The following is a 20,077-nucleotide window of genomic DNA, read 5'->3' on the forward strand; positions in this document are numbered from 1 at the left end:
GACCGATGCCCCGCGTGCTGGCCGTGCTCCTGGTCGCCGTCCTCCTGGCCGGCTGCAGCAGCGGCACCCGCGTCCGCGACTTCCTGGCCGGCACCTACGACCGGCAGAGCGCGACCGACGACACGGTCGTCTACTCCTCCCCCGACCCGGTCGGCACGACGACCGCGGCGATCGCCGACGCCGTCCCTCCGGCCGAGCGGCAGGCCGACGGCGGCAACGAGTACCTGCGCTACGACGACGACATCGTGATCGTGAGCGCGGCCGCCGGCGGCAGCACGGTGCGCGTCGAGGACCTCGACGGGCGCTACCGCAGCGGCTTCTTCGCCTTCCTCGGCCCCGGGTTCCGGCCGGGCTCCCCCGTCGGGGGCGGCGGCAGCGGCGGCCCCGGTGACGCCAAGTGACCCGTCCGCGCACGCCGTGGGCGCACCCGACCTCAGGAGGAACCCCGACGTGAGCAGCACCTGGCAGGCCCTGGAGTTCGGCACGGTCGAGGGCGGCGCCCTGGTCGACGGCGTGCTGGCGACGCTGCTGTGGTTCGTGATCGGCGTCGGCGTGCTGGCGCTGGGCTTCCTCGCGCTGGACCTGCTGACGCCCGGGAACCTGCGCACCCAGGTCTACACCGACCACAACCCGAACGCCGCGATCCTCCTCGCCGCCAACCACCTGGCCCTCGGGATCATCGTGGTCACCGCGATCATGACCAGCGCCGACAGCCTCGGCCAGGGCCTGGTGGACACCGCCGTCTACGGGCTGGTCGGCGTCGTGCTGCAGGCCGTGGCGCTCCGGCTGCTGGACGCGGTGATCCCGGAGAACCTGCGGGACCTGGTCAACGAGCCGCGGATGCGGGGCTCGGCGTGGGCGGTCGCCACCAGCCTGGTCGCCATCGGCGCGGTCAACGCCGCCGCCCTGTCCTGACGCCGTGGCCGCGTCCGCGCCGGAGCTGGCCCCGGCACCGGCGGCGGGCCGCGGCGCGGTCCGCTCCCGGCCGCTGCTGCTGGCCGCCGTCGCGGTCTGCGCCGCCTGCGGGCTGATCTACGAACTGGTCCTGCTCACCCTGTCGGCCAGCTTGGTCGGCGGTGGGATCACCCAGACCTCGCTGATCGTCGCCGGGTTCGTCGCGGCGCTCGGCGCCGGTGCCCTGCTGGTCAAGCCGTTCCTGCCGCACGCGGCGACGACGTTCGTCGCGGTGGAGATCCTGCTCGGCGTCGCGGGGGGCTTGAGCGCCGTCACCCTCTACGTGTCGTTCTCCTTCTACGGCACCAGCACCGCCGTCCTGCTCGTCGCGACCGGGGTGCTCGGCGTGCTGGTCGGCGCCGAGGTGCCGCTGCTGATGACGCTGCTGCAGACCGGACGCAGCGGGATCGACGCCGAGGGCTCGGGCAAGGTGCTGGCCGACCTCAACGCCGCCGACTACGCCGGCGCCCTGCTCGGCGGCCTGCTGTGGCCGTTCCTGCTGCTGCCCCTGGCGGGGCAGGTGCGCGGGGCGGCGATCACCGGCCTGGTCAACCTGCTCGCCGCCGCCGTGGTCTCCGGCCTGCTGCTGCGCCGGCAGATGAGCGTCCGCGCGCGCCGCTCCGCCACCGCCGCGCTGCTCGTCGCGGCCGCCGGGCTCGGGCTCCTGCTGCTGCGCGCCCAGGACATCGAGACGACGGCGCGGCAGCGGCTCTACGACGACCCCGTGGTGGCCGCCGAGCGCTCGAGGTACCAGGAGATCGTGGTCACCGAGCGCTCCGGCGACACCCGGCTGTACCTCGACGGCGACCTGCAGTTCTCCAGCCGCGACGAGCACCGGTACACCGAGTCGCTGGTGCACCCCGTGCTGTCCCGCGACCCCCGGCGGGTGCTCGTCCTCGGCGGCGGCGACGGCCTGGCCGCCCGCGAGGTGCTGCGCCACCCCTCGGTCGAGGAGGTCGTGCAGGTGGAGCTCGACCCAGCCGTCATCGAGCTGGCCCGCACACGGCTCGCCGCGCTCAACGACCACGCGCTCGACGACCCCCGGGTCCAGGTCGTCCCCGAGGACGCCTTCCGCTGGCTGCGCTCCCCGGCCGCCGACGGCTTCGACGCGGTGATCGTCGACATGCCCGACCCGGACACCCCCGTGCTGGGCCGGCTCTACTCCGAGGAGTTCTACGGCCTGGTCGCCGCCGCGCTCGCACCCGAGGGGCTCGTGGTGGTGCAGGCCGGCAGCCCGTACTCCACCCCCACGGCGTTCTGGCGGACGGTCTCGACCCTCGACGCCGCCGGGCTGACCGCCGCGCCGTACCACGTGCACGTACCGAGCTTCGGCGACTGGGGCTTCGCGCTGGCCCAGCGCGGTCCGCGGCCGCCCGACCTGGCGCTGTCCCCTGCCGCTCCGATGACCCGGTTCCTCGACCTCGACGTGCTGGCCGCCGCCGCAGTCTTCCCCGGCGACCGGCCCCGGCAGCGGCTGGCGCCCTCGACCCTGGACCGGCCGCTGATCGTCGAGGACCTGCGCGCCGGCTACACCGGCTGACGCAGCGGAGCGCGGCGACCCGGCCGATGGGCACACGCCTGTAGCGTGCTGTTCTTCAGGACACCGACGCTGCGCGCCCGACCCTCCGGCCCCGGGGGCCCGGCCGGCGGAGCGCCCCGGCCGCGGTGTCCCCGCTCCACCCGCCGCCGCCCTCCCGCGAGGCGCCGGCGCCCCGTCCTGCGAGGAGGACCACCCGTGACTGCCGCTCCCACCTCCGGTGATGCGGACCGGACCGCCCGCTCGGCGGTCGCGGAGGCCGCCCGGCGGCGCACCTTCGCCGTCATCAGCCACCCCGACGCCGGGAAGTCCACGCTCACCGAGGCGTTGGCCCTGCACGCGCGGGTGATCGGGCAGGCCGGCGCGGTGCACGGCAAGGCCGGCCGCCGGGGCACCGTGTCGGACTGGATGGACATGGAGAAGGCCCGCGGGATCTCCATCACCTCGGCGGCGCTGCAGTTCGAGTACCGCGACGCGGTGATCAACCTCCTGGACACCCCCGGGCACGCCGACTTCTCCGAGGACACCTACCGGGTGCTCACCGCCGTCGACGCCGCCGTGATGCTCGTCGACGCGGCGAAGGGCCTGGAGACGCAGACGATGAAGCTCTTCGCCGTCTGCAAGCACCGCGGCATCCCGATCATCACGGTGATCAACAAGTGGGACCGGCCCGGCAAGGACGCCCTCGAGCTGATGGACGAGATCAGCGAGCGCACCGGCCTCGCCCCCACCCCGCTGACCTGGCCGGTCGGCATCGCCGGCGACTTCCGGGGCGTGCTCGACCGCCGTGACGGCACTTTCCGCCGCTTCACCCGTACCGCGGGCGGGGCGACGATCGCCCCGGAGCAGCTGCTGACCGCCGCCGAGGCCATCGCGCGCGAGGGCGACGTCTGGCGGCAGGCCGAGGAGGAGGCCGAGCTGCTCGAGGCGACCGGCGCGGAGCACGACCAGGAGTCCTTCCTGGGCGGGGTGACCACGCCGGTGCTGTTCGCCTCCGCGATCTCGAACTTCGGCGTCGGCGCGCTGCTGGACACCCTTGTCGACCTCGCCCCGCCGCCGGCCGGGCGCCCGGACGCCGACGGCGCGGTGCGCGACCTCGACGAGCCGTTCAGCGCCTTCGTCTTCAAGGTGCAGTCGGGCATGGACGCCGCCCACCGCGACCGGCTGGCCTACATCCGGATCTGCTCGGGCGTCTTCGAGCGCGGCATGGTCGTCACGCACGCCGGTACAGGGCGCCCCTTCGCCACCAAGTACGCCCAGCACGTCTTCGGCCGGGAGCGGGAGAGCGTCGACGTCGCCTACCCCGGCGACGTCGTCGGGCTGGTCAACGCCTCGGCGCTCGGCGTCGGCGACAGCCTGTACACCGACCGGCCGGTCAGCTACCCGCCGCTGACCACGTTCGCACCCGAGCACTTCGCGGTGGTGCGCAGCCGGGATACCGCCAAGCACAAGCAGTTCCGCAAGGGCATCGAGCAGCTGGACTCCGAGGGCGTCGTGCAGGTCCTGCGCTCCGAGCGGCGGGGCGACGGTTCCCCCGTGCTCGCCGTCGTCGGGCCGATGCAGTTCGAGGTGGCCACGCACCGCATGGAGCACGAGTTCAACGCCCCGGTGGCGTTGGACCGGCTGCCGTACAGCATCGCGATGCGCACCGACGAGGCGTCCCTGCCGTTGATCGCGAGCTCCGGCGGGGTCGAGGTGGTGCAGCGGACCAGCGGCGAGCTGCTCGCCCTGTTCCCCGACAAGTGGGCGCTGCGGATGCTCCAGCAGCGCCATCCGCGCGTCACCCTGGAGCCGCTGGTGGCCGCGCAGCTGGCCTGAGCCGGGAACGCGCGGTCACCCCCGCAGGGCGGCGTACACCTCCTCGGCGTGGTCGAAGACGAAGAAGTGCCCCTCGCCGCCGAGCCAGTGCGCCGTGCAGACGGGCAGCATCGCGCTCAGGACCTGCCCCAGGACGACGGGCACCTGCCAGTCCTGCGTCCCGTGCCAGACGTGCACGTGCTGGCGGATCTCCGACAGCGGGAACCCCCACGGCCGGAACAGCAGCGCCCGGTCCTCGGCCAGCACGGCGGTTCCGTTCCGCAGCCCCTCGCTGAACGTCGCCGCCAGGATCCCCCGGACCGCCGGCCGGCCGATCACCCGCCGGTCGGCGGCGTTGAGCCGCAGCTGCAGGTACCGCGGGATCATCGCCGGCCGCAGCCCGATCGGCGCCAGGACGGGCCGGAGCACCGCCGCCAGCTGCGCGGGCCGGTGCGCGGCGGCCCGCACGCGCCGCGGCACCCAGCGCGGCCACGGCCAAGGCACGTCGGGCGGCGGCGCCCCACCGAGGATGCCGACGGCCCGGACGCGGTCGGCGAACGTGTGCGCACACGCCAGCGCGTAGGCCGCCCCGCCGGACAGGCTGACCACCGAGAAGCGGTCGACGCCGAGGTGGTCGAGCAGCTGCCCGACGTCGTCGGGCCAGTCCTGCACCCGGCGACCGGGCTGCGGGTCCGAGCGCCCGAAGCCGGGGCGGTCCGGGACGATCACCCGCATCCCCCACCGCCGGTAGGCGTCGGGGTCCTCCACGTGCCGCTCCAGCCGCGAGCTGGGCGATCCGTGGCAGCCCAGCACCGGCCAGCCGGCCGGATCGCCGTACTCGGCGTACGCGAGCACCCGGCCGTCGCGCAGCCGGATGCTGTTCTGACCGGGTGAGGGGTCCTCGACCATGGGGCTCCCCTACCCGCCGATCCCGGCCTCACCCGGCGGGCCCCGGTTGCCAGCTCGCCCGCGTGGCGGCCGATCCACCGGTGGGCGTGCTCAGCCGCGGGCAGGGCGCCTCGCCGTCCTGACCGCCGGCCAGGAGGCGCTGGCCGGGCTGTCGGTCCCGTCCCGGTCGCTGGTCGCGGGCGCCGGGCAGCAGCTCCCGTCGAGGAGCCGAGGGGAGTGGCCGACGCCGTCGAGGGCCTGCTGACCGGCTCGCTGGGCGGACCAGCAGGCCCTCGGTCAGTGGCCGCGGAACGCCTCCTCCAGCCACCACGAGGGCTGGTCGCGGGTCACCTTGGCATCGACGAGCAACGGTGCCGACCGCGGTCCGGCCAGCCACGCGGCGACCCCGTCGAGGTCGGCGGCCCGCCGCACGGTCACCGCCGCGTAGCCGTGACCGCGGGCGAGCGCGGCGAAGTCGGTCTCCGGGAAGCGGACGGTGTCCAGCGGGTGCCCGTCCGGACCGAAGTGGTGCATCTCGGCGCCGTAGCCGGCGTCGTCGTAGACCACGACGACCATCGGCAGGCCCAGCCGGACGACGGTCTCCAGCTCGGCCGCGCCCATCAGCGCCCCGCCGTCGCCGAGAGCCGCGACCGGCAGCCGGTCGGGCCGGGCCAGCGCCGCGCCGATCGCCGTGGCGAGGCCCAGGCCGACGGACTGGAAGGCCTGCGTGAAGCAGAAGCCCTGCTCGTCGGGCACGTCGAGGAACATGCTCGGGTAGCCCATGAAGTTGCCGGAGTCGACGGCCACCACCCGCTCGGCGGGCAGCAGGTCGTCGAGCGCCACGGTCAGAGACCGCGGATCGATGCGCTCGCCGTCCGCGGCGCCGGGCAGCGGCTCGTCCCGCCAGCGGCCCCGCACGGCCAGGGCGGACCGCACCTCCGGCGTCCGGTAGCCCGCGGCCCCGGACGAGCCCACGCGGGCCGCCGCCGCCTCGGCGACGACCCGCACGTCGCCGGTGACGCCGAAGGAGACCTGCCGCTGCGCGCCGATCGCGTCGGCGTCGAGGTCGACCTGCACCACGGTGGCGTCGTCGGCGATCAGCCGCCCGTGCCGCATGGTCCACATGTTGAGCTGGCAGCCCCAGCCGACGATCAGGTCGGCGCCGCCGATGAGCTCGGCGGCCAGCGGGGTGGCGAACCCACCGGAGACGTCCAGGTCCCAGTCGCTGCCGCGGAACAGCCCCCGGGCCACCGCCGAGGTTGCCAACAGTGCCCCGCAGCGCGCGGCCAGCTCCTCCAGCGCCCGGCGGGCACCCGGCCCGCGGGAGCCCCGGCCGGCCACGAACACCGGCCGCCGCGAGGCACGCAGCGCGTCGGCCAACCGCGCCACCTCCGCGTCGGCGGGCACCGGCGCCGCCCGGTGCGGTGCCGGCGGAGCGCCGGCCTCCTCCGCGGCGAGGGACTGGACGTCGAGCGGCAGGTTCAGCACGACGGTGCGCCGCTCCTGCCGGGCGGTGTCCACCGCGGCGGCGGCCACCGCGACCGCCTCGGCCGCCGAGGTCACCCGCACCGGGACCGCGCCGACGGCGGTGGCCAGCCCGAACTGGTCGACGTGGAAATTGGAGCGCGCCGACGTCGCCTCCGCCGTCAGCACCACCAGCGGGGTGCGGCTCTTCGCCGCCTCGGTGATGCCGGTGAGCGCGTTGGTGAGGCCGCAGCCCTGGTGCAGGCTGAGCACCGCCGCCCGGCCGCTGGTCCGGGCGTACGCATCGGCCATCGTGGCCGCGCCGCCCTCGTGGCGGGCCGCGACGTACCGGGCCCCCGTGGCGACCATCGCGTTGGTCGCCACGAAGTTGCCCGAGCCGACGACGCCGAAGACCGTGTCGACCCCGCGCCGGACCAGCGTCTCCCCGACGGCTGCCGCGACCGTGCGCCCGGTGGCCGGGGTCATCCCCGCTCGACCAGCGCCAGCACCCGCGACGGCGAGCCGGATCCGGAGACGATCGGCAGCGGTGCCGCCACCAGGAGGGCACCGGTCGCCGGGAGCCGGTCGAGGTTCTGCAGCTGGGTCAGCCCGTACTTGCCGCTGCCCATCAGCGCCGCGTGACAGGGGAACGGCGGGTCGAAGGAGTGCGCCGCGCCCGCGTCGGTGCCCACGGTCTCGACGCCGAGCCCGAGGACCGGGGACTCCTCGGCGAGCCAGCGCGCGCAGGCCGGCGAGAGCCCCGGAGTGTGCGGTCCGGTGTCGTCGGCGTTGAGGAACGCCTGCTGGGAGGCCGACCGGGCGTCCCAGCCGGTGCGGAAGAGCAGCCACCCGCCCTCGGGTAGCGGCCCGTGCTCGGCCTCCCACTCCCGCACGTGCTCGACCTCGAGCAGGAAGTCGGGGTCGGCGGCGGCCTGCGCGGAGAAGTCCAGCACGACGGCCGGGGCGATCAGCCGCCCGGACGGCACCGAGGCGACGTCGTCGCCGTTCCGGCCGGTGACCCAGTGGTTGGGCGCGTCGAAGTGCGTTCCGGTGTGCTCGCCGGTACGGAAGTTGTTCCAGTACCAGGCCGGGCCGCGGTCGTCGTACCGGCTCAGCTCCTCCAGCTCGAACCGTGCCGTCTGGGCGAACTGCTCGGGCAGCTGGATGACCGGCGTCTCCGCCGACAGGGGCGCGGTGAGGTCGACGACCTCGATCCGCGCGGTGGCCAGCGCCTCGGCGAGGCTGGTGAGGAGCGACATCGAAGTCCCTTCGCAGGAGGGCGGAACGGCCGACAGTCAAACATGATCGTCGTCGGCAGCCCGGTCCTTCCCGGGAACGCCTCAGCGCTCCTTGGGGATCATGATCCACAGGGCGATGTAGACGAGCTCCCCGACGCCGACGACGCCGAAGACGACGAAGCCGAGCCGGACGAGGGTCCGGGAGACGCCGAACCGGTTCGCCAGGGCGGCGCACACCCCGGCGATGACCTTCTGCGAACGTGGTCTGACCAGCGTAGATGTCATCCCGGCGCCCTACCCGGCCCCGGCCGGGGGCACACCTGCCCCGGCCGGTCAGGCCTGCGCGACCAGGCGCAGCACCGCCTCGGCGACGACGTCGGGCCGGTCGGCGGGCGCGAAGTGGCTCGCGTCGTCGATCCAGGTCAGCCGGGCACCCGGGATGTCGTCGGCCAGCCGCTGCCCGTACTTCGGCTTCATCTGGTGGTCCCGGCGGCCCCACACGATCTCGGCCGGGAGGGACAGCCGGGGCAGGAAAGGGGCCACCGTCTGGGTGTAGACGGAGTCCAGCGACCGAAGGTGGCGCGCGAGCTGCGCGGGGCCGCCCGGGCGCTCCCACGGCTCGACGAAGCGGTCGATGAACGGCGCGGCGCGGTCCTGGTGCGCGAACAGGGTGCGCAGCGCCGGACGTAGTCCGGTGGCGAGTGCGGTGGGCGGCAGGTGCTCGATCACCGGCCAGGCGGCCTTCATCGCCCGGACCAGCGGTACCGGCCACCCGTCGTAGGACACCCCGTTGACGACGCCCAGGCCGGCGACCCGCTCGGTGGCGGTGGTGGCGAGGATCTGCGCCACTCCCCCACCGAGGTCGTGGCCGACGACCACCGTGCGCTCCACCGCCGATGTGTCGAGCAGCCGCAGCAGCAAGGCCGCCTGCGCCGCGAGGTCCACCCGGCTCCCGCCGGACGGATCCGAGTTCCCGTAGCCGAGCATGTCCACGGCCAGCACCCGCGCTTCCGCGGCCACCGCCGGGACGACGTCCTGCCAGAGCCGGTGGTTGGTCGGGATGCCGTGGATCAGCAGGACCGTCGGCCCGGAGCTCCCGGCCTCCCAGACGTTCAGCCGGTGATCGCCGACCTGGACCGTGCGCGTCTCTCCGATGGGTAGCTCCATGAGGGGTCACTGCCCACGTCCCCGGGTCCGTGCACGTGGTGGCCTCGACCGGCCGTGGGTATCCGGGCGTGCACGGGGTAGGACCCCCGGCCATGGACGCAGTGACCCTCGGAAAGGCCGGCCTCAAGGGCTGGCGCGCACGCGTGGCGGATGCGGTGGCCGGGCCGGTGGCCCAGCGGACGCCGATCACCGACGACCAGGTACGGGCGGCGATCGGAGCCCTCTTCCTGGCCCTGTCGGTCATGTACGTGGCGAAGGCGGCGAAGGACCTGGCGACCGCCCGCTGACCCGGCTCCGTCAGCCGGGTCGTCACCCCCCGCCAGGCGCGCCCGTGACCAGGCGCTTCCCACGGCGGCCGGCAGGGCGTACAGTTCTCCTCGGTCGCTGTTGCGCCTCTGCTTTCGTTCTTGGACGTCCGCAGTCGTCTCTGCCTGACGTTCCTCTCGGTCCTTCCGGTCGGTGCGGCGGCCCCGCACCCGGTACGTACCTGTGCGGTCACCTCCCAGCACGGAAGAAGAACGAACATGGCTCAGGGCACTGTGAAGTGGTTCAACGCGGAGAAGGGCTTCGGGTTCATCGCCCAGGACGGCGGCGGCGCCGACGTCTTCTGCCACTACTCCGCCATCACCGGTACCGGCTACAAGTCCCTCGACGAGGGCCAGCAGGTCGAGTTCGACGTCACGCAGGGCCAGAAGGGTCCGCAGGCGGAGAACGTCCGCCCGCTCTGATCGACGCCTGAGGAGGGGGCCACGGCGCACTGCGCCGTGGCCCCCTTCGCGTCGGTGCCCGGGTGTCGCCCGCACCGGCCACGACGACGGGCGCCGCCGGCGTGCCGTCGACCACGAGACCGAGGGGCACCCCATCGCCACACATGCCGGACGCTGCGAGGAAGCCCATCTCGGTTGCCCCTGCCGGGGCGACGCCAGGATCCACGAGGAACGCTCCCGGGCGCTCAGCGAGGCGCGCGCCAGCTCCGAGGGAGCGGTCGAGTGCCCCGAGTGCGGCGGCCCGACCACGCCGCTGTGCATCGTCTCCTGGGGGAACTGCCGGGCCTGCCGGACCGCGCACTCCCGCTCCACGCACCCTCTGCGCTGGTGAGCCGGAACCTGCCGGCCCCCGGAGGCTGCTGCAGCGCCGGGTGTTCCGGCTAGGGGGCCCGGACCTTCGCCCGGCCGGGCAGCGTCCAGCAGTCGCCGAGCAGCCGGTCCAGCGCCGGGTCGAACGGGTCGAGCCCGCCGCCGGGATAGGGCGTCAGCTCGCTGAACCACACCTCGCCGCCGACGTCGTAGAGGTCCACCCGGACGAAGTCGAACGCCGCGCCCAGCGTCTCGGCGGCCGTGACCATGGCCGGCAGCGCCGCCGGCGGCGGGGTGACCGGGCCGGTGACCACGTGCGGCTCGTGTGCCGCCACCGGCTCCCAGTCCCGGGTGTAGAGCCGCCGGGAGTGGCTCCCGGTGAGCCGGCCGGTGTCCACCTGCACGAGCCGCACCCGGCCGCCGAAGACCAGGAACTTGTGGTCGGCGAGCACCTCTCCCGGCCGGCCCAGGAACTCCTCGGCCAGGAGCAGCCGGCGGGCCTGGCTGTAGACCCACTCGCCGCGCTCGGGCCACAGCGGCTCGCCGAGCCAGTCGGCGGTCAGCCGCCGGAGCGCCGGGACGTCCGGGGCCCCGGTGCCGCGGTGCACGCGCAGCGTGCCGTGATTCGGCTTGAGCACCCACCGCTCCGGCAACGCCACCCCGGCGAGCTCGCCGACGTCGGTGCCCGACCACAGCACCCGCGGGATCGCCAGCCCCGGGCAGGCGCGCGCCGCGTACTCCTTCATCGCCAGCTTGTCGCCCAGCTGCCCGATGAGCGGCCGCCGGTCGTGGACGATCCGCCAGTTCAGCTTCTCGGTGAAGGTGCGCGGGTTCCCCAGGTGCGGCCGGCGGCCGTGCGCCTCGGCGTACAGCAGGGCACGCTTCGCCGCGATCGGCAGGCGTCGCACCAGGGCCCGGTGCAGCCGGTCGGGCACCGCGGCCACGCTGCCTCCTCCTCCGGTCCCCCGGGGCCGTCCGGACCGGCCCCCTCCCGGACAGTCTGGTCGGCGGACCGGACGGTCCGCTCCTAGGGTGGGGCCGTGACGACGGACGGGGCCCCGCGCTGAGCAGGACCGCCGCCCGGGAACCGTCCGGCGGGGTGGGCTTCGTGGCCAAGGACCCGTGGCATCCGGCCGTCCGGCGCGAGCAGATGATGGCCCGCGAGCTCGTCCGCCAGGACCGGCCGGTGAGCTTCCTGCAGGCGCCGGCGGACTGGCGCCGGCTGCGCAGCGACCCGGCCAACTGGTGGGGCCACCTGACCCGGGCCCGGTTCGCGCCGGCCGCTCCCGGCGTCCGGGTGTCGGAGCGCTCCACCGTGCTGCCCGGCTCACGGGGCCCCCTCGCCGAGCGCCTGGACGCGGCGCTGCTGGGCACCGTCCTCCGGCGCTCGGGCTGGGACGCCGACGTCACCGCCTTCATGCTGCCCTGGGACTGGCGCGCCTCCCGCGCCGTCCGCGGGCGGGTGGTGTTCGACTGCACCGACGACTGGGCCCGGCTGCTCCCGCACGCCCGCCGGCTGCCCGACCAGCTCCGCCGGATCGCCGCGGAGGCCGACGAGGTCGTGGTCGTCAACCCGCTCCTGGGCGCGCTCTTCCCGGGGCGGACGCCGGTCGTCGTGCCGAACGGCACCGACGCCGACCTGCTCGCCGCGCCCCGGACGGCCGAGCGCGCCGAGCGGCACGCGGTCTACGTCGGCAGCATCGCCGAGCGCTTCGACGTCGACCTGGTCCGCGCCCTGCTCCGGGCGCTACCGGACTGGACGATCTCCGTGCACGGCCAGCTGGTGTTCCCCGACCGGGCCCGTCGGGCCGCCGAGCGCTTCCGCGCGCTCGTCGCGGAGTCCGGCGGGCGCCTGACCTGGTGCGGTCTGCTGCCGCGGGACCGGCTGGCCGCCGTCCTCGACGCCGCGACCGTCGGGCTGGTCCCCGACGTGCCCGGCCGGGCGCTGGGTCAGTCGTCGATGAAGAGCTACGACTACGCGGCCCGGGGGCTGCCGCTGGTCGCGACCGCCGGTCACCTTGAGCACGCCGCGGAGCTCCCCCCGCACACCGCGATCGTCTCCGGCGCCGAGGAGATGGCCGCCGCCCTGCGCGCCGCCGCGGAGGAGCCGCGGCAGTTCGCGGCCCGGCGCCGGGCCTGGGCCGCCGACCGGACGTGGGGACGGCGCACCGGGCAGTGGCTGGACGCCGTCCTCGGCCGGCCGGTCGTCCCGGCCGGATCGCAGCGGTCGGCCTAACCCAGGGAGCGGACCACCCGCGCGGGGTTGCCGACGGCCATCACGCCGGCGGGCAGGTCGGCGGTGACGACCGCCCCCGCGCCCACCACCGTGTCGGCACCGATGGTGACGCCCGGGAGCACGATCACCCCGCCGCCGAGCCAGGCGTTGTCCCCGATGGTGACGGGTGCCGCGTGCTGCCAGCCGGCCCGCCGCTCGGCCGGGTCGAGCGGGTGGACGGCGGTGAGCAGCTGCACGTTCGGGCCCAGCTGGACGGAGTCGCCGAGGACGATGGGGCCGACGTCGAGGAAGACCGCACCCCAGTTCACGAAGCAGTAGGCGCCGATGGTGATGCGGTAGCCGTAGTCGCAGCGGAAGTCCGACCGGATCGTCGTCCCTCCGCCCACCGCGCCGAGGAGCCCGGTCAGCAGCCCGTGCCGGCGATGCGGGTCGGACTCGGCGTTGTAGGCGGCGACGAGGGCGGCGGCCCGCCGCCCGTCCGCGGCGAGGTCGGGGTCGTCGGGGCGGTACGGCAGCCCGGCCAGCATGCGGTCCTTCATCTCGCCCACGCGGAAACGCTATCCGGCCTGTCGGGGATCAGTCGGCGGCGAGCCACTCGACGGCCGCGTGCAGCACCTCCGGGGGCACGGCGTGCGGCCCCGGGAACTCCCGGTAGGTGACGTCGTAGCCGTCGTCCTCGAGCGCGGGCACGATCCGGCGGCTGGTCCGGTCGATCGGCAGCACGTCGTCGTCGACCCCGTGGGAGACGAACACCGCCGGGCTGCCCGACCGCGGGGCGGGCGGCACGAACCCCGGGGAGAAGGCGACGATGTGCCGGAACAGCCCGCCGTTGGCCAGGCCGAGCCCCAGCGCGTACGAGGCCCCGTCGGAGAACCCGGCGACGGCGATGCGCGCCGGATCCACCGGCACCGTGACGAAGACCTCGGCCAACGCCCGGTCCACCAGCGCCGCGTCCCGGCCGTACTCGCCTCCGACGGCGTCCCAGGTCGGCCCGCGCGACGCAGGCGCCAGGACCACCAGGCCCTGCTCGTCGGCCGCCGGCCGCAGCAGGCCCAGCCCCGCCTCGGCGTCCCCGCCGGCGCCGTGCAGGGAGACGACCAGTGGCAGCGGGCCCGTGCCGGGGTCCGGCGGGACGTGCAGCAGGGGGTCGCGCGAGGACACGAGCCCGAGCGGACGGGTACCGGGCTCGGGCGCACCCGTCGGCGACGACCCGGTCGGCCGGGCCTCGAGCGCGGCCCCCTCCTGCCCCGTCGCCGACCCACCGGCCGAGCCCGGCGTCCGGGGCGCGCAGCCCGCGCCCAGGACGGCCAGCGCCGTCGCGGCCCCGGCTCCCAGCACGGCTCGTCGCGTCGGCACCGTCGTCCTCCTCCCCGGCGGATCCGGTGGCCGACCGGTACCCCCTCCCCGGTACGCGACACGGGGCGGCTCCGGTCGGCCCGTCACCGGGCCCGGCGATCAGGGAGGACGGCGGTGACCCGGATCCCCCGGGAGGGCGCCACCACGGTCGTCGTCGGCCACGACCGCACCGCGGCCGCCCTCATGCGCCAGCTGCGGAACGTGCTGCGCGGCACCGCCCACGCCCCGACGGCCTGGTCGAGCGGCGCGGTTCGACGCTGGACGACGGGTTGGACCGGCTGCCTCCGCCGCCGGCGACCCCCGGCCTCTCCGTCGAGGAGGTGGCGGACACCCTCCTCGGCCGCATGGCGCCGGTCCACGCCGACGACGTCGCGCTGGTGGTCTCGCGCGTGGTGCCCGGGATCGTCAGAGGCTGACCGCCACGGTCGCCGCGAGCTCGCGGCAGGCCTCCAGCTCGGCCGGACCGGGTGCGCCGGTCAGGCTCAGCGGCGCCGCGACCTGCTTCCAGCGCAGCGCGCCGGTGATCCGCTCGATGCTGCGCAGCGCGCCCGCCGTGTCGTCGTTGCCGTGCACGTAGACCCCGTAGGGCAGCCCGCCGGTGGCGTCGAGGCACGGGTAGTAGACGGTGTCGAAGAAGTGCTTCAGCGCACCGGACATGTAGCCGATGTTCGCGGGGGTGCCCAGCAGGACGCCGTCGGCGGCGAGCAGGTCAGCGGCCCCGGCCGACAGGGCCGGGCGGACGGTCAGCTCGACGTCGTCGACGAGGGCGACGCCCTCCCGGACCGCTTCGAGCACCGCCTGCAGCGCCGGTGAGGGGGTGTGGTGGACCACGAGGAGACGGGACACCCCGGCATCATCCCGTTTTCGGCAGGGGCCGGAGCTGCCGGTAGACGCGGGCGAGATCGGCGAGCTGGAAGTGGGCGTTCAGCCCGCTGGGATTCGGGACGACCCAGGTGTCGGCGCCGCCCACGCGTTCGGGCTGCCGGCCGATGACCGCCTTCGGCCGGCCGAACCCCTCCCGCCACGCGGTGATGCCGAGGACCGCCAGCACCCGCGGCCGGTACCGGGTGACCAGGCGTTCCAGCGCGGCCGCACCGGCCCGCAGCTCCTCGGGGGTCAGCTCGGCCGCGGTCCGCGTGGGCCGGTCCACCACGTTGGTCACGCCCAGCCCGTGGCGCAGCAGCTCGCGGTCCTCGTCCGGGGAGAGCCGCCGCGGAGTCAGCCCGGCGAGGTGGATCGCGGGCCAGAAGCGGTTGCCCGGCCGGGCGAAGTGGTGACCGCGCTCGGCCGACATCAGGGACGGGTTGATCCCGCAGAAGAGGACGTCGAGCCCCGGGGCCACGATGTCGGGCAGCGCCTTGCCGGGCAGGGTGTCGTCGGGCGTCGGGTCGTCGGGCACCGCCCCATCCTGACCCGCGAGGACCCGACCGGTCCTCAACGGTAGGTGAGCAGGTCCCTGCGGGCCCCGGTGACGTGCGCGTGGTCGTTGAACGCCAGCAGCGACAGGCCGTTCGACCCCGCGAGGACGGAGGTGACGCCGACGTTCACCGCGGCGCGGTTGAGCGCGATGACGCCGTCCCTCGGAGCGCCCAGCAGCGCGGCCACCACCGCGGCGATCACGCCTCCGGAGCTGACGACGACGGCGTCGCGCCCGGAGGGCACCGCGGCGGCCACGTCGGTCACGGCGGCGACCGCCCCGGCGGAGAAGGCCGGCCAGCCGTCGGCGTCGGCCGCCGCGATCCACGACCGCACCGCGCCGTCGAGCAGCCGCTGCACCTCCCGGGATCCGGACCCGTCCCCGGCCCCGCCCTCCCCTGGATACCGCTTCAGCAGGTCCAGGTGGTCGTACTCGTCCAGCCGCGGGTCGGGCTCGGCCGCCATCGGCCACCCGGCGGCCGCGGCCAGCAGGGCGGCGGTGTCCCGCTGGCGGCGCAGCGTGCCGGAGACGACCAGCGGGTCGCGCAGCTCCCGGCGGCGCAGTTCCTCCCCCACGCAGCGGGCCTGCTCCCGGCCGAGGTCGCTGAGCACGTCGTAGTCGTCGGCACCGAAGGACGCCTGCCCGTGCCGGACGAGGCAGATCAGCGGCATCCGGCCAGCTTCTCCGCGCGCTCGAGCAGGACGGCGGTGGCGGCACCGAAGGTGGCGAACCGTGGGTTGGTGCTGTGCCCGGAGCTGTACCGCGCCCAGATCTGCTGCAGGATCACCGCGAGCCGGAACAGCCCGAAGACCTCGTAGAACGTCCAGTTCGACGTCTGCAGACCGGTCCGGGCGAGATATCGCTCGACGAGCTGCTCCCGCGTCGGCATGCCCGGCAGGATGCTCGGTTGGTTCGACACCATCGCGAACGCCTCGTCGTCGTCGGTGGTGACCCAGTAGGCCAGCGACGCGCCGAGGTCCATGAGGGGGTCGCCCACGGTGGCCATCTCCCAGTCGAGGACGCCGGTGATCCGCGGCGTGCCCGACAGGTCGAGCACCAGGTTGTCCAGCTTCCAGTCACCGTGCAGCAGGCTGGCGCGCACGTCCTCCGGCTGGGAGGCGGCCAGCCAGGCCATGAGCTCCTCGGCGGCGGGCACGTCGTCGGTCCGGGCGTCGCGGAACCGGCGCGACCAGCCCTCGACCTGACGCCGGACGTACCCCGGTCCCCTGCCCAGATCGGCCAGGCCCGCGGCGTCGACGTCGATCGAGTGCAGCTCGGCGAGGGTGTCGTAGGCGGTCTCCCCCAGCACCCGCGCGCGGTCGGGCCCCAGCTCCACGCCCTCGGGCAGGGTCCGGCTCAGCACGACGCCGTCCAGCCGCTCCATGACGTAGAAGTCGCTGCCGATCACCGACGGGTCCTCGCAGAAGCCGTGGATCTGCGCCACGACGTCCAGGTGCGGCCGCAGCCGCTGCTGCACCCGGACCTCGCGACCCATGTCGTGGGCCGAGGCCGCCTTGTGGCCGTGCGGCGGCCGGCGCAGCACCAGGTCGAGGTCGCCGTAGTCGAGCAGGTAGGTCAGGTTGCTGGCGCCGCCGGTGAACTGCCGTACCTGGGGCGCGGGCCGCCCGTCGAGCGCCGGCACGCGCGGCGCGAGCCACGCGTGCACGGCGTCGACGTCGAAGGCGTCCTCGGGGCGGACATCACGCAGTCGGGTCGCGTTCTCGCTCATCGCCCCCATCCCACCACGGCCCACCCGGGCATCTCCCGCAGCGGTCTCCGCCCGGGACTCCTTGACGTCACCGTCCGCGCGCCCACGGTGCGCACCGGGCCGACCGCGACTGCGGAACCGCCACGGTCCCCATCCCGGGTATAGCGTGACGCGCGGGTCGAAGCACCGGCCCGGCGCATGCCGCACCGCGGGCAGCGCTTGCCCGGAGCCACCGGCCCCGGGCTCGCGCGACCTCCAGGCGGGAGACCTGCCATGGCACCGGACGCACTGCAGTTCAGCCCTCGTCACGACGACGAGCCGATCCCCTTCCACGTGTGCGTCGACCTGGTCGACGCGACGGTGACCGTCGCCGGCGAGCTCGACCGTGAGAACGCCCACCACGTCGTCGACGGGCTGGCGGCGCTGACCGGCACCAGGCACCGCCGCTGGGCCATCGACGCCGCCGATGTCATCTTCTGCGACGCCGCGGGGCTGCGCATCCTGGTCACCGCGCACCACCTGGCCCGGCGGCACGGATGCGCACTCGTGCTGGAGCGGCCGAGCCCCTGCCTGCACCGGCTCATCCTGCTGGTCGGGCTGGACCGGATGCTCGAGTTGCACCCCACCGGCGCCGCGGCGCCGCCCGCGGCGGGCGGTCACCGTCCGCTGCCGTCGGCCGGTCCGCTGCGGGCGGGGCACCCGATCCGGACCGTGCCGACCCGGGTCTGACCCGGACCGCTACTGGACCGGGGCGTCCGGTGGGGGCAGCCGGGTGGTCAACTGCTCGTCCACCGAGACGACCCCGGCGACGCTGGTCAGGGCGCCGAGGGCGCCCGACTGCACCGAGCCGGTGATGATCCCGAGCCCGTCGAGGACCTGCTCCACCTGCATGCCGCGGGCGCGCAGGCCCTGCACCACGCCGTCGAGGGCGGCCAGGTGCCCGTCGTCCACGGTGACGCTGACGTGGGTCATGCGGCCGACGCTACGCGGGTCCGGCCGGGCCGGGAACCGTCAGCGCGGGGCCACCACCAGGCCGCTGCCGACGTCGGCCGACGGCTGGAGCAGCCGCTCGCTCTCCTGGCAGAGCGTCGCCCAGAGCTCCAGCCCCCGCAGGCCGGTCGCCTCGGCCCAGAGCGCCGCGACCCCGGCCACGTGGGGAGTGGCCATGCTGGTGCCGCTGATGGTGTTGTAGCGGGCCGGCATGGGCCAGGCCGAGCGGACCTCCCAGCCCGGGCCCGCGACGTCGACCTGCCCTCCGCGCGCCGGCAGGCTCCGCGCGGAGAAGTAGGCCGTTCCGCATCCCTGGTCGACCGCACCGACGGCCATGATCTCGACGCTGTTGGCCGGGGCGCCGACGAAGCCGTCGTTCCCGGCCGGGCGATCGGCGTTGTTCCCGGCCGCGGCGATGACCAGCGACCCCCGCTGCAGCGCGCGCCGGCCGGCGGCGGAGTAGGGCGGGTGGGCCTCGACCACGTCGGCGCCCAGCGACATGGAGATGACCGGACAGCCGCTCGTGACGGCCCAGTTCATCCCCGCGAGGATGCCGGCGTCGGTGCCGCTCCCGTCGGTCCCGAGCACCTTCCCGGCATACACCTCCGCCTCGTGCGCGATCCCGTAGCGCTGCCCGTCCGGTGGGGTCCGCGGCCCGCAGGCGGTGCCGATGCAGTGCGTTCCGTGCCCGTGCCCGTCCTGGGCGTCCTCGCCGGTGACGAAGGAGCGGGCCGTCACGGCCCGGCCGGCGAAGTCGGGGTGGGCGAGGTCGAAGCCGGTGTCGAGCACCGCCACGCGGACGCCGCGCCCCGATCGGGACGAGGCGTCCGCGCGCACCGCCTGCACCCCCCACGTCGCGTACGGCGTGTCGGCGAACCGGGCCGTCGGCACGCCACCGCCTGGCGCGGCCGGCGGGAGCAGCCGTCCGGCCAGGTCGGACACGCCGTCGCGGTATCCCCGCGCGTACCCGCCCACGTCGTTCCCGAGAACGCGGTGCACGAGCTCGGGCGAGACCGAGAGCACCGGCCGGGCCGACGCCGCCCGCAGCGCGCCGACCTGGTCCGGACCGGCCGCGACGACGGCGATGCCGAGGGCGGCGAAGACCGTGGCCCCGGCTTCTCGGAGCGTCTCCGGGGGCACGCCCCCGTCCGCGAAGTCCCGGGAGTCGGCGATCCGGTGCACGCCGGCGCGACTCCAGTCCACGGGCGCCTCGGCACCCTCTCCGGCGTCGGCGAACACGACGATCTGGCGGCCGGTGGTCCGGGCCGTCGGCTCCACGGCTCCGTGCCGGACCCTGCCCGGCTCCGGCGGCTCCTGCGGATCGATCACTGCTCCCCCTCGGCGTCGTGGCGGGCCCGACCGGCGACCCGCATGCTGGCGACCGCGGGTATCCGGTCGGAGACCCAGGGTGGCCGAGGCCGGGGCGGATCGCCATCCGGTCCCGCCGGTCGCAGTGTGGCCGCGGGGTACGACGCTCCGCGGGGGGGGCGGCCTGCACCACCGCCGGGTCCGTCCACATGACCTCCCCGACGGTGCCGTCCGGGTCGGTAGAGCCGGCGCCGTACACAGCGCCGTGGTCCTGCGCCGGCAGCCGGGGCTCACGCCGGGCGGGCGCGCAGCCCGCTGAACGTGGTGGTGACCACCACGTCGGCGAGCTCGTCCGGCGACAGGCCGCCGTCGGGCCGGTACCACCCGGTCACCGAGTTGACCGCCCCGAACAGCAGCCGGGCGGTCACCGCCGGGTCGACGTCGGGGCGCACGTCTCCCTCCGCCACGGCGTCGACCACGAGCCCCGCGACCAGCCGGTCGAACTCCCGTCGACGGTCCAGCGCCGCGCGCTCCACCTCGGAGTTGCCGCGCACCCGCAGCAGCAGCCTGACCGCCGGCAGCTGCGCGGCGAGCACCCGGACCGAGGCCCGGACCACGTGCTCGAGGCGGTCGACGGCACGCCCGGTGACGGCCCCCGGCTCCTCGATGACGGCGAAGAGGGCGTCGAGTGCCTGATCGAGCGCAACCCTCAGCAGGTCGAGCTTGCTCGGCACGTGGTGGTAGAGGGCCGCCTTCGTGACGCCGAGCCGCCCGGCGAGCTCCTCCATGCTGGCCGCCTCGTAGCCGCGCTCGTCGAAGAGCTCGACAGCGGCAGTCAGCAGACTGTCCCGGGAGTGCCCGGGCCGGCCGCGCCGTCCGGCCGGTTCCGCTCGCGGACCACGGGTCGTCATCGCGGCGATCCCTTCCGGCAGGGGGCGCTT

General features: G+C 75.4%; 24 protein-coding genes. 9 read left to right on the plus strand and 15 right to left on the minus strand.

Annotated features, from left to right (window positions below):
- Positions 1 to 5 precede the first annotated feature (5 nt).
- The 4 genes from ACI791_RS07905 (at position 6) to ACI791_RS07920 (ending at position 4,309) form a co-directional block, all read left to right on the plus strand.
- On the plus strand, positions 6 to 401 hold the full coding sequence (locus ACI791_RS07905; RefSeq protein WP_347057033.1) for a DUF4247 domain-containing protein: 396 nt from the start codon (positions 6 to 8) through the stop codon (positions 399 to 401).
- Positions 402 to 450: 49 nt separating this feature from the next.
- The gene (locus ACI791_RS07910) at positions 451 to 915 is read left to right on the plus strand and encodes a DUF350 domain-containing protein (protein ID WP_347057034.1); all 465 of its coding nucleotides are present in this window, start codon (positions 451 to 453) and stop codon (positions 913 to 915) included.
- A gap of 4 nt (positions 916 to 919) precedes the next feature.
- Positions 920 to 2,494 carry a polyamine aminopropyltransferase gene (locus tag ACI791_RS07915; protein WP_456585552.1) on the plus strand — a complete coding sequence of 525 codons (1,575 nt, stop codon included), beginning with the start codon at positions 920 to 922 and terminating at the stop codon, positions 2,492 to 2,494.
- A 195-nt stretch (positions 2,495 to 2,689) separates the two neighbouring features.
- Positions 2,690 to 4,309 (plus strand): peptide chain release factor 3, encoded by a 1,620-nt coding sequence (locus tag ACI791_RS07920; RefSeq protein ID WP_456585553.1) that lies wholly within the window; start codon positions 2,690 to 2,692, stop codon positions 4,307 to 4,309.
- Positions 4,310 to 4,324: 15 nt separating this feature from the next.
- Here ACI791_RS07920 and ACI791_RS07925 read toward each other — a convergent pair whose 3' ends face one another.
- The 5 genes from ACI791_RS07925 to ACI791_RS07945 form a co-directional block, all read right to left on the minus strand.
- The gene (locus tag ACI791_RS07925; RefSeq protein WP_456585554.1) at positions 4,325 to 5,197 is read right to left on the minus strand and encodes an alpha/beta fold hydrolase; all 873 of its coding nucleotides are present in this window, start codon (positions 5,195 to 5,197) and stop codon (positions 4,325 to 4,327) included.
- Positions 5,198 to 5,473: 276 nt separating this feature from the next.
- On the minus strand, positions 5,474 to 7,126 hold the full coding sequence (locus tag ACI791_RS07930; RefSeq protein ID WP_456585555.1) for a thiamine pyrophosphate-binding protein: 1,653 nt from the start codon (positions 7,124 to 7,126) through the stop codon (positions 5,474 to 5,476).
- Positions 7,123 to 7,899: a cyclase family protein gene (locus ACI791_RS07935; RefSeq protein WP_456585556.1), complete on the minus strand. Its 777-nt coding sequence runs from the start codon at positions 7,897 to 7,899 to the stop codon at positions 7,123 to 7,125. Before ACI791_RS07935 ends, ACI791_RS07930 begins: the two co-directional genes overlap by 4 nt.
- A gap of 81 nt (positions 7,900 to 7,980) precedes the next feature.
- On the minus strand, positions 7,981 to 8,163 hold the full coding sequence (locus tag ACI791_RS07940) for a PspC domain-containing protein (RefSeq protein WP_347057040.1): 183 nt from the start codon (positions 8,161 to 8,163) through the stop codon (positions 7,981 to 7,983).
- 48 nt (positions 8,164 to 8,211) lie between these two features.
- Positions 8,212 to 9,045 carry an alpha/beta fold hydrolase gene (locus ACI791_RS07945; protein WP_456585557.1) on the minus strand — a complete coding sequence of 278 codons (834 nt, stop codon included), beginning with the start codon at positions 9,043 to 9,045 and terminating at the stop codon, positions 8,212 to 8,214.
- A 92-nt stretch (positions 9,046 to 9,137) separates the two neighbouring features.
- On the opposite strand from ACI791_RS07945, the gene ACI791_RS07950 reads away from it, so the two are divergent.
- Both ACI791_RS07950 and ACI791_RS07955 read left to right on the plus strand, forming a co-directional pair.
- Complete coding sequence (locus ACI791_RS07950; protein ID WP_456585558.1) at positions 9,138 to 9,332, plus strand: hypothetical protein; 195 nt, start codon at positions 9,138 to 9,140, stop codon at positions 9,330 to 9,332.
- A 237-nt stretch (positions 9,333 to 9,569) separates the two neighbouring features.
- Positions 9,570 to 9,773 (plus strand): cold-shock protein, encoded by a 204-nt coding sequence (locus ACI791_RS07955; RefSeq protein ID WP_347057043.1) that lies wholly within the window; start codon positions 9,570 to 9,572, stop codon positions 9,771 to 9,773.
- 419 nt (positions 9,774 to 10,192) lie between these two features.
- On the opposite strand, the gene ACI791_RS07960 is transcribed toward ACI791_RS07955, so the two are convergent.
- Entirely contained in the window at positions 10,193 to 11,065 is an 873-nt protein-coding gene (locus tag ACI791_RS07960; protein ID WP_456585559.1) for an ATP-grasp fold amidoligase family protein, read from the minus strand.
- Between the two features lie 164 nt (positions 11,066 to 11,229).
- On the opposite strand from ACI791_RS07960, the gene ACI791_RS07965 reads away from it, so the two are divergent.
- The gene (locus tag ACI791_RS07965; RefSeq protein WP_456585560.1) at positions 11,230 to 12,357 is read left to right on the plus strand and encodes a hypothetical protein; all 1,128 of its coding nucleotides are present in this window, start codon (positions 11,230 to 11,232) and stop codon (positions 12,355 to 12,357) included.
- Here ACI791_RS07965 and ACI791_RS07970 read toward each other — a convergent pair.
- A complete protein-coding gene (locus ACI791_RS07970) occupies positions 12,354 to 12,896 on the minus strand; it encodes a sugar O-acetyltransferase (RefSeq protein WP_456585670.1) in 543 nt (180 codons plus the stop codon). The two genes, ACI791_RS07965 and ACI791_RS07970, sit on opposite strands and share 4 nt — an antisense overlap.
- A 37-nt stretch (positions 12,897 to 12,933) precedes the next feature.
- Positions 12,934 to 13,713 carry an alpha/beta hydrolase gene (locus ACI791_RS07975; RefSeq protein WP_456585561.1) on the minus strand — a complete coding sequence of 260 codons (780 nt, stop codon included), beginning with the start codon at positions 13,711 to 13,713 and terminating at the stop codon, positions 12,934 to 12,936.
- 269 nt (positions 13,714 to 13,982) lie between these two features.
- Here ACI791_RS07975 and ACI791_RS07980 point away from each other — a divergent pair, with 269 nt between their 5' ends.
- Entirely contained in the window at positions 13,983 to 14,129 is a 147-nt protein-coding gene (locus ACI791_RS07980) for a hypothetical protein (protein WP_456585562.1), read from the plus strand.
- On the opposite strand, the gene ACI791_RS07985 is transcribed toward ACI791_RS07980, so the two are convergent.
- Genes ACI791_RS07985 through ACI791_RS08000 form a run of 4 tightly spaced genes read right to left on the minus strand, consistent with a single transcriptional unit; the run spans position 14,119 to position 16,859 of the window.
- Positions 14,119 to 14,559, minus strand: a complete 441-nt coding sequence (locus ACI791_RS07985; protein WP_347057048.1) for a flavodoxin — start codon at positions 14,557 to 14,559, stop codon at positions 14,119 to 14,121. The genes ACI791_RS07980 and ACI791_RS07985 overlap by 11 nt on opposite strands.
- A gap of 7 nt (positions 14,560 to 14,566) precedes the next feature.
- The gene (gene mug, locus ACI791_RS07990; RefSeq protein WP_456585563.1) at positions 14,567 to 15,112 is read right to left on the minus strand and encodes a G/U mismatch-specific DNA glycosylase; all 546 of its coding nucleotides are present in this window, start codon (positions 15,110 to 15,112) and stop codon (positions 14,567 to 14,569) included.
- A gap of 35 nt (positions 15,113 to 15,147) precedes the next feature.
- Positions 15,148 to 15,801, minus strand: coding sequence for a histidine phosphatase family protein (locus tag ACI791_RS07995; protein WP_456585564.1), 654 nt, complete (start codon positions 15,799 to 15,801; stop codon positions 15,148 to 15,150).
- Entirely contained in the window at positions 15,792 to 16,859 is a 1,068-nt protein-coding gene (locus ACI791_RS08000; protein WP_456585565.1) for a phosphotransferase family protein, read from the minus strand. The genes ACI791_RS07995 and ACI791_RS08000 overlap by 10 nt, the downstream gene beginning before the upstream one ends.
- A gap of 252 nt (positions 16,860 to 17,111) precedes the next feature.
- Here ACI791_RS08000 and ACI791_RS08005 point away from each other — a divergent pair, with 252 nt between their 5' ends.
- Positions 17,112 to 17,567 carry an STAS domain-containing protein gene (locus ACI791_RS08005; protein WP_456585566.1) on the plus strand — a complete coding sequence of 152 codons (456 nt, stop codon included), beginning with the start codon at positions 17,112 to 17,114 and terminating at the stop codon, positions 17,565 to 17,567.
- Between the two features lie 9 nt (positions 17,568 to 17,576).
- On the opposite strand, the gene ACI791_RS08010 is transcribed toward ACI791_RS08005, so the two are convergent.
- The 3 genes from ACI791_RS08010 to ACI791_RS08020 all read right to left on the minus strand — a co-directional run bounded on the left by ACI791_RS08010 (position 17,577) and on the right by ACI791_RS08020 (position 20,047).
- A complete protein-coding gene (locus tag ACI791_RS08010) occupies positions 17,577 to 17,810 on the minus strand; it encodes a hypothetical protein (RefSeq protein ID WP_456585567.1) in 234 nt (77 codons plus the stop codon).
- Between the two features lie 39 nt (positions 17,811 to 17,849).
- A complete protein-coding gene (locus tag ACI791_RS08015; RefSeq protein WP_456585568.1) occupies positions 17,850 to 19,157 on the minus strand; it encodes a S8 family serine peptidase in 1,308 nt (435 codons plus the stop codon).
- 269 nt (positions 19,158 to 19,426) lie between these two features.
- A complete protein-coding gene (locus ACI791_RS08020; protein ID WP_456585569.1) occupies positions 19,427 to 20,047 on the minus strand; it encodes a TetR/AcrR family transcriptional regulator in 621 nt (206 codons plus the stop codon).
- Positions 20,048 to 20,077 lie beyond the last annotated feature (30 nt).

The sequence above is a fragment of the Blastococcus sp. SYSU DS0973 genome, from assembly GCF_054051055.1.